The sequence below is a fragment of the Streptomyces sp. NPDC107654 genome, assembly GCF_055639035.1.
Map to the genome: position 1 here is coordinate 144,326 of NZ_JBVKBI010000003.1, position 11,969 is coordinate 156,294.

An 11,969-nucleotide genomic window follows, 5' to 3' on the forward strand; every position below is an offset into this window, starting at 1 on the left:
GCCGCACCGGACGTCTTACGCCCACGGACCTGGCCCTCGGCCGGCACCCGGCCCGGAGACACCTCCACAGCGCTTCTAGGCCCGCACCGCGCCCGGCCGTTCCAGGCTCGTCTCGGGGCAGGCCGACGCCTCCGGCAGATGGGACTTGGCCCACTCGGCGAGTGCGCGGAGGGCGGGTTCCAGGGCCGCGCCGGCGTCGGTCAGCCGGTAGGACACGCGCAGCGGGGGTCCCTCGTCGACCTCGCGCAGGACGAGGCCGGCCGCTCCGAGTTCGGCGAGCCGGTCGGACAGCATGCGTTCGCTGATACCGGGGACGGCCCGCCGGAGATCGGTGAAATAGGCGGGCTGTTCCACCAGGACGGCCACGATCGGGCCGCTCCAGCGTTTGCCGAGCAGCTGGAAGACCCGGGTGATGCCATCGTCCACCCGCTTGCACGCCGCGCTGTCGTGGTTCTGCTCCGCCGCCATGACCTCAGGGTACTACTTCACCGTATGGGGCTGAGAAAAAGTAAGTCGATGTGTTAAACATAGTCCAGTACGGAACGTGAGCCGACGCGCCGCGGCGTGCGGCTGCCAGCTGCCCAGCCCTTTTACGGAGACACCCATGGCCACCCTGCTGCACATCGATTCGTCCGTGTTCCCGACCCAGGCGTCGGCTTCCCGCGCCGTGACGGAGGCCTTCCGCAAGCACTGGCAGGAGCAGCACCCCGAGGGCACGGTCGTCTACCGCGACCTGGCGGCCGAGCCGGTCCCGCACATCACCGCCGACGCGCACCTCGCCGGCTTCGTCCCCGAGGCCGCCCACACGCCCGAGCAGGCCGCCGTCTTCGCCGAGCGGCTGAAGCTGATCGAGGAGCTGGAGCAGGCCGACGCGATCCTGATCGGCGCTCCGATGTACAACTACACGGTCCCGTCGACCCTGAAGGCCTGGCTGGACAACGTGATCCTCATGGGCCGCACCGCGGGCGAGAACCCGTCCGCCAAGGGCACCCCGGTCACCGTCGTCGCCAGCCGGGGCGGCTCCTACGCGCCGGGCACCCCGCGCGAGGGCTACGAGTACGTGCAGAACTACCTCAAGGCCGTCCTCGCCGACGCCCTCGGCCTGGACGTGGAGTTCATCGTCCCGGAGCTGACGATGGCGTCGAAGAACCCGGCGATGGCCGAGCTGGTCCCGCTGTACGAGGCCTCCCGCGACCGCGCCTTCGAGGCGGCGGAGGCCAGGGCGCGGCAGCTGGCGGAACGCCTCGCCGCCTGACGCATCCCGAGCGCCACACCTCGACCCCGGGCCCTCTCACGGGCGGCCCGGGGTCGCACCCGCACCCGGGAGGCCGCGGCCGGGCTCAGGCCAGGACGAGGACCAGGGGCACGCCCCGGCACGGCACGAGGCGCAGTCCGTCGTAGGTGCCGGGCCGCGCTGCGGTGAGGAGTTCGCCGAAGTCCGGGCCCCGGGTGAGGGAGCCGGCCAGGTGGGCGGGGTCGGCGGAGGCGGCGACCCGGCCGCGGGCGTTCACCAGCCGGGCCGGCCGGGACAGACGCCGCAGCAGTGGCAGCACGGCCGCCTCGAAGTGCCGTAGATACACGTCGGCCGCGGCGACCCCGGCGAACCGCCCCTCGATCCGCACCGGTTCGGACAGGGTGAGGCTGTACTCGTCGGAGCAGAGGTAGTCCACGTACGGACCGGCCACGGCCCGGCGCCCGGTGTCGCGGGGCAGGGCGAACCAGTCCCAGTGCGTGTAGTCGGAGTAGGCCGACCGGCGGGGATCGAGATCGAGCAGGAGCGGGTGTACGTCGCCCTCGGCACCCGCCTGCCACCATTCCAGCCAGGCCGGCACGTCGGCCAGCAGCCCGGGGGCCGCCACGAAGCCGACGCCGGAGACGAGTTCCTCGTGGCGCAGCCGCAGATGCAGTCCGGGGCGCAGGGCGGCGAGGTCGCGGCTGACGGGCCGGCGCCCCTCGGCGGCCACCCGGTGCAGCAGGGCGGCGGTGTCGGCACGGGTGGCGGCGACCGTCTCGAAGACGGCCTCCAGCGCACCGCACACCTGCGCGGCGACCCGTGCCTCAGGCTCCGTGGCGAGGGTGGCGACGGTGGCGGGCCCCGTGCTGACGCCCATGGTCTCCTCCAGCGGACGGGAACCGGACGCGGTGCGGTCAGAGGGTGAGGCGTACGGCGACGAGCCGCGCCGCCGACTCCCTGACGCACCGCTCGGCCAGCGTGCCGGCCGTTTCGTGAGCCCCATCCTGCACGGCGGAGATGACGCGGCGGTGACGCTCCGCAACTTCTTCACGATATGCGTCGTCGGCCAGGACGAGACAGAGCAGGGCGCCCACCTCGCTCTGCAGGACGACCTGTTCGCGGGTGAGCCGGGCGGACTGGGCGGCGGCGGCGAGTTCGACGTGGAAGCGGCCGTACAGCCGGCTGCGTGCCGCCGTGTCCCCGGCGGCGGCCAGTTCCCCGGCCGTACGGTTCAGCGGCTGGAGGTCGGCGGGTTCGGTGCGGTGGGCGGCGAGCCGGGCGGCGGCTCCGGACAGGGCGGCCCAATGGTCGCCGAGGTCGCGCAGCTCCTCGGTGCTCCAGCCGCGCAGCCGCGTCCTGAGCCGGTCGTCGGCGGGGACCTCGGGCAGCGAGACGAAGCTGCCGCCGCCGCGGCCGCGGCGGGTGGTGACCAGACCCTGCTGCCGCAGCGACATGAGCGCCTCGCGCAGGGTCACCGTGGAGACGCCGAGCTGTCCGGCGAGCTCGCTCTCGCCGGGGAGCTGCTCCCCGTCGGCGAGGAGACCCAGCTCGATGGCGTCCCCTATGCGGCGGACGACCGTGTCCACGCGGGCCCGGTTGTCCACCGGGGCGAAGAGGGCCTTGCGGGCGCCTCCCTCGGTCTCGTGCTGCCTCACGGCCACCACCTCGTGCGTTGACTCAAGCTTTACCTTAAGGGGACCTTGAGCTATGACCTATGACTTCATATGTTTGCGGGCAACGTTCAGCGCGCCAGAAAGGTTCCCCCATGGCGGGAATTGCGATCCGGCTGCAGGGCCTGCGGAAGGCGTTCGGCGAGACCACCGCCGTGGCCGGCGTCGACCTGGAGATCCGGGACGGCGAGTTCTTCTCGATGCTCGGCCCCTCCGGCTCGGGAAAGACGACGGTGCTGCGGCTCGTCGCCGGCTTCGAGACACCGGACCAGGGCCGCATCGAACTCGCCGGGCAGGAGGTCACCGGCCTCGCCCCGTTCGAGCGGGACGTGCACACCGTCTTCCAGGACTACGCCCTCTTCCCGCACATGACGGTCGAGCAGAACGTCGCCTACGGGCTCAGGGTCCGCAGGGTCCCGAAGGCCGAACGCCTGGTCCGCGCCCGCAAGGCGCTCGCCGAGGTCCGCCTCGAAGGCCACGGCCAGCGGCGGCCCGCCCAGCTGTCCGGCGGGCAGCGCCAGCGCGTCGCCCTGGCCCGCGCCCTCGTCGGCCGGCCCCGCGTGCTGCTGCTGGACGAACCGCTCGGCGCCCTCGACCTCAAGCTGCGCGAGCAGATGCAGGTCGAACTCAAGGCGATCCAACGGGAGGTGGGCATCACCTTCGTCTTCGTCACCCACGACCAGGAGGAGGCCCTGACGATGAGCGACCGCATCGCCGTCTTCGACCAGGGCCGGATCGCCCAGGTCGGCACCCCCGCGGAGATCTACGAGCGCCCCGCGACCCCCTTCGTCGCCTCCTTCGTCGGCACCTCCAACCTCCTGGAGGGCGAGGCGGCCCACCGGATCACCGGCTCCCCGGGCACCTACAACATCCGCCCCGAGAAGATCCGCGTACTGAAGGACGCCGCCGAGCCGGACGAGCCCGAACAACCACCCCCACCCGACACCCCACCGAAGGCCGCCCACCCGGCCACCGCCACCCGATTCCTCGTCGAACTGGACGGCGGCGGCCGGCTCACCGCGCTCCAGCAGAACCTGGAGACCTCCTCCGCGGACGTCGCCGCCTACCGCGGCACCCGGGTCCGCCTCCAGTGGCACCGCCGGCACGCCGTCCGGTTCCCCTCCTGACACCGCCCCCCTCCCCCTGGAGAACGCCGTGCGCCTCACCCGTACCCTGCGCGCCTCAGCCGTCTGCGCCGCCACGCTGCTGCTCGCCGCCGCCTGCGACTCCTCCGGCTCCGGCGGTACGTCCGCCACCGGACTCAACCCGCCCGACCTGAAGGCTCCGACGAAGCTCGGCAGGACCGAGGGCCAGGTCAACCTGATCGCCTGGGCCGGCTATGTCGAGGACGGCTCCAACGATCCCAAGGCGGACTGGGTCTCCGGCTTCGAGAAGCGCACGGGCTGCCAGGTCCACTCCAAGGTGGCCGCCAGCTCGGACGAGATGGTCAAGCTGATGAAGACCGGCGAGTACGACGCCGTCTCCGCCTCCGGCGACGCCTCCCTGCGTCTGATCGCCTCCGGTGACGCGGCCCCCGTCAACACCGACCTGGTCCCCCACTACAAGGACGTCTTCAGCGGTTTGAAGAACGGCGCCTGGAACTCCGTGAAGGGCAGGATGTACGGCATCCCGCACGGCCGGGGCGCCAACCTGCTGATGTACGACACCGCGAAGGTGACGCCCGCGCCCACCACCTGGTCGGCCGTCTTCGACGACGCCTCCCGGTACAAGGGGCACGTCACCGCGTACGACTCGCCGATCTACATCGCCGACGCGGCCCTGTACCTCAAGGCCGCCAGGCCGGAGTTGGGGATCGAGGATCCGTACGCCCTCGACCAGAAGCAGTTCGACGCCGCCGTGGCGCTGCTCAAGCGGCAGAACGCGAACGTCGGCGAGTACTGGAGCGACTACCTGAAGGAGGTCTCCGCCTTCAAGAGCGGTGACTCGGTGGTGGGCACCACCTGGCAGGTCATCGCCAACCTCGCCGCCTCCGAGGGTGCGAGGGTCAAGGCGCTGGTCCCGAAGGAGGGTTCGACCGGCTGGTCGGACACCTGGATGGTCTCCGCGAAGGCCAAGCACCCGAACTGCGCCTACAAGTGGCTGGACTGGATCGTCTCGCCCAAGGTCAACGCGCAGGTCGCCGAGTACTTCGGCGAAGCACCGGCCAACTCCAAGGCGTGCGCGCAGACCTCGGACAAGAACTTCTGCACCGTCTACCACGCGGCCGACGAGAACTACTGGAAGAGGATCGCCTTCTGGAACACGCCCATCGAGCAGTGCCTCGACGGCCGCAAGGACGTGACGTGCGTGCCGTACGCCAAGTGGGTGCAGGCCTGGACCGAGATCAAGGGCTGAGCGGTGACGACCGATCCGCCGCCCGCCGCCGGCCGGGGCACCGCCCGGCGGCTCGCCGGAACCCTGCACCGCAGACCCCGGCTGCGCCTGGCCCTCCTGCTCACCGCCCCGCTGCTGTGGCTCGCCGTGCTCTACCTCGGCTCGCTGGCGGTCCTGTTCGTCTCCGCCTTCTGGACCACGGACTCCTTCACCTCCCAGGTGGTGAAGGTGTGGTCGACGGACAACTTCCACGCGCTGTTCACCACACCGGTGTTCCGCCAGGTGATCCTGCGCAGCGTCGGGGTCGCCCTCGCGGTGACCGTGCTGTGCGCGGTGATCGCCTTCCCGGTCGCCCTCTACACCGCCCGCGTGGCCCGGCCGAAGTGGCGCCCGCTGCTCGTCGTGGCCATCCTCACCCCGCTGTGGGCGAGTTACCTGGTCAAGGTGTACGCCTGGCGGCTGATCCTCTCCGAGGGCGGCCTCGCCGACTGGATGCTCGCGCCGTTCGGACTGAGCGGCCCCGGCTACGGCCTGCCCGCCACCGTCCTCACCCTGACGTACCTCTGGCTGCCGTACATGATCCTGCCGGTCCACACCGCGCTGGAACAGCTCCCGGCGAACCTGCTGGACGCGTCGGCGGACCTCGGAGCCCGGCCGGCCCGCACCTTCCGCTCGGTCGTCCTGCCCCTGGTCCTGCCCTCGGTGGCCGCCGGCTCCGTCTTCACCTTCTCGCTCAGCCTCGGCGACTACATCACCGTGCAGATCGTCGGCGGCAAGACCCAGCTGATCGGCAACCTCGTGTACTCCAACATCGAACTCAACCTGCCCATGGCCGCCGCGCTCGGCACCGTGCCCGTGGCCGTGATCGTCCTGTACCTGCTGGCGATCCGCCGCACGGGCGCCCTCACCAGCCTGTAGGCCCCACGGCACGCGAACCCATCGGCACCCGGAGGAGAAGAGCGCCATGCATCTCAGCCGCACCGCGCGGACCGCCCTGCGCATCGGCGCCGGGCTCGGTTTCGCAGTGATCTACGTCCCGCTGCTGCTGGTCCTGGTCAACTCCCTGAACCCGGACCGCAGCGCGGGCTGGCCGCCGCCTGGGCTCACCGTGCACTGGTGGTCGGTGGCCGCGCGCAACTCCGGTGCCCGCGACGCCCTGTGGGTCTCGGTGAAGGCGGGGCTGGGGGCCACGGCCGTCGCGCTGGTCCTCGGCACGCTCATCGCCTTCGCCGTGGCCCGCCACCGCTTCTTCGGCCGCGACACCGTCTCCTTCGTCGTCGTCCTGCCGATCGCGCTGCCCGGCATCGTCACGGGCATCGCGCTCAACTCGGCCTTCAGCACGGTCCTGGAGCCGCTCGGCGTGGGCCTCGGACTGTTCACGGTGATCGTCGGGCACGCCACCTTCTGCATCGTCGTCGTCTTCAACAACGTGGTGGCCCGGCTGCGCCGTACCTCCCGCTCGTACGAGGAGGCGGCCATGGACCTCGGCGCGAGCACCTTCCGCGCCTTCGCGGACATCACCTTCCCGCTCGTCCGCTCGGCGCTGCTGGCCGGCGCACTGCTCGCCTTCGCGCTCTCCTTCGACGAGATCGTGGTCACCACCTTCACCGCGGGACCGGGCATCGAGACCCTGCCCATCTGGATCTTCGGCAACATGACCCGGCCGCAACAGGCCCCGGTGGTGAACGTCGTGGCCGCCGTACTGGTCCTGCTGTCGGTGATCCCGATCTACGTCGCCCAACGGCTGTCCGCGGACACGGCGACGTCCAGCCGGGTCTGAACGGGCGTACGGCCGCACGACGTTCCGCGTTCGGCCGGGCACTACGGTGCCGCCCTTGCCGGAACGGAACCGCCGGGCCGCCGCGGGGGTGCGGTGGAAACATGATCGACGGTTGGCCCCGCGCCATCCGGCCCACGCCGCCCTCGCCGCGTACGAAGCGGCCGGGGCGGAGGACGACCGCCGTACACCGGGAAGTAATCGGATCCCGTCCGGCCGGCACCGCCGTTACCATGCGCGGGTGGGCCGTACCGGCCGGACGCGAGCGGACGGCGACACGCGCGCCCGCACAGTCGTCGAGCCCGGCGTGCCCGGCCACCCCGCTCGCCGCCGTGGCGGGTGCCACGGCCGGGCGGCACCGGGAGACCGGCCTCGGTCCCCGGTCGGCGGGCGTACCGCGGAGCCCAGCCGAGGAGACCCATGAGCCCAGTGAACGCCACGAATCCGGCGCGCGTCCTGCGCGCCGCCTACGAGGCCGTTTCGGTCGTCGTCGCGGGGCTGGGGGACGAGGAGTCGTGGCTGCCGACGGGATGCACGGGCTGGGCGGTGCGGGATCTGGTGTTCCACTGTCTTCAGGACGCCCAGCGCGGTCTGGTGGCCCTGCACACGCCGTCGGACGGGCCCGTCGACCGGGACGCGGTGAGCTACTGGCAGGGCTGGCGGCCCGACAGCGCCGGGGCGGCGAACGGCCGGCGCTGGGTGCGGGTGAACGGGAGCATGTTCCTGGTCTTCGGCCAGATGCAGGAGCTGTATCTGGAGACGCTGGCGGCGGCCGTGCACGCGGCGGAGGCGGCCGATCCCGAGCGGCGGGTGGCCACGCAGGGGCACGTGCTGACGGCCGGGGATCTGATCACCACGCTGGCGGTGGAGGCGACCGTCCACCATCTCGACCTGACCGTCCACCTCCCGCACGCCCCCGGCCCCTCCCCCGAGGGCCTGGCGGCGGTGCGTGCCACGCTGGACGGCCTCCTCGGCCGGCCCGCCCCGGCGGAGTGGAGCGACGAGCGGTACGCGCGTGTGGGCACCGGGCGGGCGGCGCCCACGGACGCCGAGCGCGGCGCCCTGGGAACGGCGGCGGAGCGGCTCCCGTTGTTCGGCTGAAGAGCGGCCGGTCCCGCGGCGGCACCTCCAACGCGGCGACAGCCGTGCGCGCCGCCTGCGCGGTGCGGGGCATCCCGGTCGGGTTGGTGGAAACCTGCGCCCCATGAACAACCCTCCCAGCATCAACCGTTACGTCGACCGGGTCACGGCCGGTCCCGGCGGGGCGATGACCGACGAGGTCGGCGTCATCACCGGCGATCTCACCGTCGCGACGATCCTCCTGCCCGACGGCCGCAGTGTGCGGGTCGCCATTCAGCACTCCGGGGGTGACACCTGGTACACGCTGGCCGGGAGCCCCGCCCCGGTGCCGGCCGGGCAACTCGCGGCCTACCACCGGGACCTGCTGGGCCGCATCCGCCGGGGCGGCGGGACACGCGCCACCTGAGCCCGGTGCCCGGGGCGGGGCGGACCGACACGGGGCGCCGGGTTTCGACGCCCCGCTCCGGGGGAGTCGGTGCGCGTGGTGTCGTATGGACCCCGGCAGCGTGTGCGCGTCCCGGCGCTGCGCGCCGGCCGGCTGACCCGGACGTTCGTGCACTGGGCGTGGCCGCCCGCCCGGGTCCGGCCCCCGCTGCCGCGCGGGCCGGCCGTGGACACGTACGACGGTTCGGCCTGGGCGGGCCTCACGCCGTTCCCCGTGTCCGGTGTGCGCCCGCCGGGGCCGCCGGCGGCCCTGCCCCCGTTCGCGGAGACCGATCTGCGCGCCTGTGTCCGGGGGCCGAGCGGCCGGCAGGGGCTGTGGTTCCCGACCGTCGAGGTGGCCTGCCCGGTGAAACCGGCCGCCCGCGTGGTGGGGGTGTCGTACCACGTCGGGCGTCCGGAGCCGGCGCGGCGCGAGGACGCGGTGCACCACTCCGGCGCCCGGCGGCGCGTCGGTCCGGGGTACCGCATGGCCGTCCGGCCGGGCGAGCCGACCCGGCCCAGCCGGCTGGACGTGTGGCCGACCTCGCGCCGGCGCGCCTTCATCGGGCGCCGCGGCGCGCTCCGGGAGACGCCCGTCGAGCGCGCCTCCTGGCCGTTGCGCGAGGCGCGTCCCCTGGCTCCGGAGGAGACGTGCACCCGGGTGGTGGGGCTGCCGCCGCCCGTGACCGAGCCGCTCGCGCCCTTCCCGGACGGGGTGCGGAACGTACGGCTGGGCGTGGTGCGTCCGGTGGGGCTCGGCGGCGGGGTCCGCGACCGTGCCGCCCGGGACGGATGAACGCGTCCGCGCGGGGCCCGGCCCGGGCCGGCCGGCTCCGCTTCGACGGCTGGATCGCCGGCATCGGGACGGCGTCCGGGACCCGGGTGGTGCTCGGGCACTGGCCCCGCTCGCCGTTCGGCCCGTTCAGCGACGTGATGCTGGAGCGGGAGGACGGTCACCGTCTGCTGCTGGCCCCGACCCGGCGCACCGCGGACTTCATCGCCGGCACCTACGCCTTCGACGAGGTGCGGATCGTACCGGTGCGGGTCCGCGTCACCGGGGACCGGTGGGCGGTCACGGCCGGTTCGCTGTTCGAGCTGCGCCTGACCGTCGGCCGCAGGACTCTCCCGGGGGTCCTGCTGCGGGCCGTCCCCGGCGCGCTGGCCGCCGCGGCCCGCTGGACGGTGGTGACCGACCCGCCGGCCCGGATGCTGCTCGGGGTGCGGACCCGCGGCAGTGCCGGTGGTGGCCGGCGCGAGTGGTACGGCGCGCGCGATGTGCACCGGATCGCCGCGGCGAGCGCCGTCCACGAAGGGCGGGACCTCGGCCCCCTCACCCCGGTCGAGCCCGCCGTCCGCTTCGGTTTCGGCTCGACGCCCCGCACGCCGAGCCTGGTACGCGTCACGACGACGGTCGGCGCACCCCGCGCGGCCGGACGCCGCGGGCGCCGCCCCCGTCCCCTGCCGAGGAAGCCACGAAGGAGGCCTGCCATGAACGGACCGGAACGCTCCGGTACGCCGGGGCCCGAGTCCACCGGCGGCACCGACACGAGACTGCTCGGTGTCTATCTCAACGACCACCTGGCCGGCGCCACCGCGGGCGCCCAGCGGGTCGGCCATCTGGCCCGCGCCTCCCGCGGTTCCGCGCTCGGCCGGGCCCTCGGTCCCGTCGCCGTCGAGATCGACGAGGACCGGGAGACGCTGCTGGAGATCATGCGGGACCTGGACGTCCCGGTGCGGCACTACAAGGTATGGGCGGGCTGGACGGCCGAGAAGGCGGCCCGGCTGAAGGGCAACGGACGCCTGGTGCGGCGCTCTCCGCTCAGCACCGTGCTGGAACTGGAGGCGCTGCGGCTCGGGGTGGAGGGCAAGGCGGCCGGCTGGGCGACCCTGCGCCGGCTCGCCGCGACCGACGGGCGCCTGGACACCGTGCTGCTCGACACGCTCCTGGACCGGGCCGAACACCAGCAGGAGACCGTGGAGGAGTGGCGCGTGCACGAGGCGGAGGCGGCCCTTCGCCCGGCGGCCCGGAACTGAGCGGTGCGGCGGTGCCTTTCGTAGGCTGAAGGGACCCGATCCTCCTCCCGGAGGTCTGCCGGCAGGCGGGAGATGGTCGTGATCGAACTGGCCGCGGCGTTCGCCGTCGCGGGGGCGGCGAGCAACGCCGTGGGCACCGCGTTCCAGCGCAAAGCCGCCTCGGTCAGCAGCCGCGGCGGGGTCCGGCTGCTCGCGGAGCTGGTGCGCCGGCCGTTCTGGGTGATCGGCATGGCCGGCGTGGTCTGCGCCGCGCTGTTCCAGAGCCTTGCCCTCGTCAACGGCCCGCTCGCGCTGGTCCAGCCGCTGTTCATCCTGGAGTTGCCGTTCGCGCTGCTCGTCGCCGCGCCGTTGATGCACCGGCGGCTGCCGCGCTGGGGCTGGTGGGGTGTCGGCGGCTGTGTCGCGGGCCTCGCCGTGCTGCTCGTCGCGGCGGCCCCGCACGGCGCGACCGACCAGGCCCCGCTCGGCCGGTGGATCCCGGCCGTGTGCCTGTGTGCCGGCGTGATGGCCGTGGCCGTTCTCCTGGCGGGCCGGGGGCGTCCCCCGGCCCGGCGCGCCGCGCTCCTGGCCGCCGCCTCCGCCACGGGCAACGCCCTGACCGCCGCCCTGCTGAAGTCGGCCAGCGGCACCTTCTCCGACGAGGGTTTCACGGCGTTCCTGCGGTCCTGGCAGACGTACGGCTTCGCGCTCGCCGGCGTCTGTGCCGTGCTCCTGCTGGAGAACGCGCTCCAGGCCGGTCCGCTGGCCGCGGCGCAGCCCGCGCTGACCATCGGCGACGCGGTGGTGAGCCTGGCCCTGGGCATCACCCTCTTCGACGAGCGGATCCGCACCGGCTGGTGGCTCGTGCCGGAGGTGTGCGGTGCCCTGCTGATCTTCGGGGGTGTGCTGGTCCTGAGCCGGGCCGTCCAGCGCATCGTCGTGCTGCCGGTTCCGGCGGAGGAGCGGCAGCACGCGACGTGAGGCCGTTCAGGGGGCGGCGACGAGCGGGGGCGCACCCCAGTCGGAGGCCAGAGCGTCGCGCAGGGCGCGGGCCGGGCCCGGCCCGATGCGCTCGACCAGGGCCGACTCGATCACCGTGATCGTGGCCTGGGCCCGCTCGTGCACCCGCCGGCCCTCGGCGGTGGTACGGATCAGACGCCGGCGTGCGGACTCGGGGTCGGGCGCCTGCTCCAGCAGCCCCATGCCGATCAGCCCGTGCACCGCCTGGTGGGCCGTCTGCCGGGTGACGCCGATGCGCCGGGCCAGTTCGGAGACGGTGGTGCCCTCGGCGTCGAGCATCGCGAAGACGGAGGCCTGCGCGGTCGTCACGGGCTGCTCGCCCGCCGCCTCCATGCTGGCGAACAGGGCGTCCTCGAACCAGCGGCGGGCCTCGGACAGCAGCTGGGGCAGGTTGGCGGCGCGATGACTCATGGCTCCT

At 73.5% G+C, this 11,969-nt stretch carries 14 protein-coding genes and 1 pseudogene; 11 read left to right on the forward strand and 4 right to left on the reverse strand.

Annotated features, from left to right (window positions below):
- Positions 1 to 75: 75 nt before the first annotated feature.
- Positions 76 to 468: a winged helix-turn-helix transcriptional regulator gene (locus ACZ7N4_RS06700; protein WP_467922131.1), complete on the reverse strand. Its 393-nt coding sequence runs from the start codon at positions 466 to 468 to the stop codon at positions 76 to 78.
- A 136-nt stretch (positions 469 to 604) separates the two neighbouring features.
- Between ACZ7N4_RS06700 and ACZ7N4_RS06705 the strand changes: the two genes are divergently transcribed.
- On the forward strand, positions 605 to 1,255 hold the full coding sequence (locus ACZ7N4_RS06705) for an FMN-dependent NADH-azoreductase (protein WP_471354532.1): 651 nt from the start codon (positions 605 to 607) through the stop codon (positions 1,253 to 1,255).
- A gap of 85 nt (positions 1,256 to 1,340) precedes the next feature.
- On the opposite strand, the gene ACZ7N4_RS06710 is transcribed toward ACZ7N4_RS06705, so the two are convergent.
- Together ACZ7N4_RS06710 and ACZ7N4_RS06715 are read right to left on the reverse strand one after the other, a co-directional pair.
- The gene (locus ACZ7N4_RS06710) at positions 1,341 to 2,111 is read right to left on the reverse strand and encodes a cache domain-containing protein (protein ID WP_471354534.1); all 771 of its coding nucleotides are present in this window, start codon (positions 2,109 to 2,111) and stop codon (positions 1,341 to 1,343) included.
- A gap of 37 nt (positions 2,112 to 2,148) precedes the next feature.
- Positions 2,149 to 2,889, reverse strand: coding sequence for a FadR/GntR family transcriptional regulator (locus ACZ7N4_RS06715; RefSeq protein WP_471354537.1), 741 nt, complete (start codon positions 2,887 to 2,889; stop codon positions 2,149 to 2,151).
- A 110-nt stretch (positions 2,890 to 2,999) separates the two neighbouring features.
- Here ACZ7N4_RS06715 and ACZ7N4_RS06720 point away from each other — a divergent pair, with 110 nt between their 5' ends.
- The 10 genes and pseudogenes from ACZ7N4_RS06720 (at position 3,000) to ACZ7N4_RS06765 (ending at position 11,512) form a co-directional block, all read left to right on the forward strand.
- Positions 3,000 to 4,031, forward strand: coding sequence for an ABC transporter ATP-binding protein (locus ACZ7N4_RS06720; RefSeq protein ID WP_471354538.1), 1,032 nt, complete (start codon positions 3,000 to 3,002; stop codon positions 4,029 to 4,031).
- A gap of 28 nt (positions 4,032 to 4,059) precedes the next feature.
- Positions 4,060 to 5,259, forward strand: coding sequence for an ABC transporter substrate-binding protein (locus ACZ7N4_RS06725; RefSeq protein WP_471354540.1), 1,200 nt, complete (start codon positions 4,060 to 4,062; stop codon positions 5,257 to 5,259).
- Between the two features lie 3 nt (positions 5,260 to 5,262).
- Positions 5,263 to 6,156, forward strand: coding sequence for an ABC transporter permease (locus ACZ7N4_RS06730; RefSeq protein ID WP_471354542.1), 894 nt, complete (start codon positions 5,263 to 5,265; stop codon positions 6,154 to 6,156).
- A gap of 46 nt (positions 6,157 to 6,202) precedes the next feature.
- Positions 6,203 to 7,018, forward strand: coding sequence for an ABC transporter permease (locus ACZ7N4_RS06735; protein ID WP_471354544.1), 816 nt, complete (start codon positions 6,203 to 6,205; stop codon positions 7,016 to 7,018).
- Between the two features lie 417 nt (positions 7,019 to 7,435).
- Entirely contained in the window at positions 7,436 to 8,116 is a 681-nt protein-coding gene (locus ACZ7N4_RS06740) for a maleylpyruvate isomerase N-terminal domain-containing protein (protein ID WP_471354546.1), read from the forward strand.
- Positions 8,117 to 8,219: 103 nt separating this feature from the next.
- Entirely contained in the window at positions 8,220 to 8,501 is a 282-nt protein-coding gene (locus tag ACZ7N4_RS06745; RefSeq protein ID WP_471354548.1) for a hypothetical protein, read from the forward strand.
- A 78-nt stretch (positions 8,502 to 8,579) separates the two neighbouring features.
- Positions 8,580 to 9,314, forward strand: coding sequence for a DUF2071 domain-containing protein (locus tag ACZ7N4_RS06750; protein ID WP_471354550.1), 735 nt, complete (start codon positions 8,580 to 8,582; stop codon positions 9,312 to 9,314).
- Positions 9,311 to 9,940 (forward strand): annotated as a pseudogene (locus ACZ7N4_RS06755) (hypothetical protein); the annotation flags it as partial. The gene ACZ7N4_RS06750 and the pseudogene ACZ7N4_RS06755, both read left to right, overlap by 4 nt.
- Positions 9,941 to 10,006: 66 nt before the next feature.
- Positions 10,007 to 10,552 carry a hypothetical protein gene (locus ACZ7N4_RS06760; RefSeq protein WP_471355116.1) on the forward strand — a complete coding sequence of 182 codons (546 nt, stop codon included), beginning with the start codon at positions 10,007 to 10,009 and terminating at the stop codon, positions 10,550 to 10,552.
- Between the two features lie 78 nt (positions 10,553 to 10,630).
- Positions 10,631 to 11,512 carry a DMT family transporter gene (locus ACZ7N4_RS06765; RefSeq protein WP_471354553.1) on the forward strand — a complete coding sequence of 294 codons (882 nt, stop codon included), beginning with the start codon at positions 10,631 to 10,633 and terminating at the stop codon, positions 11,510 to 11,512.
- A gap of 6 nt (positions 11,513 to 11,518) precedes the next feature.
- Here the strand turns inward: ACZ7N4_RS06765 and ACZ7N4_RS06770 are convergent, their stop codons facing one another.
- Positions 11,519 to 11,962: a MarR family winged helix-turn-helix transcriptional regulator gene (locus ACZ7N4_RS06770; protein ID WP_471354554.1), complete on the reverse strand. Its 444-nt coding sequence runs from the start codon at positions 11,960 to 11,962 to the stop codon at positions 11,519 to 11,521.
- Positions 11,963 to 11,969: the final 7 nt, after the last annotated feature.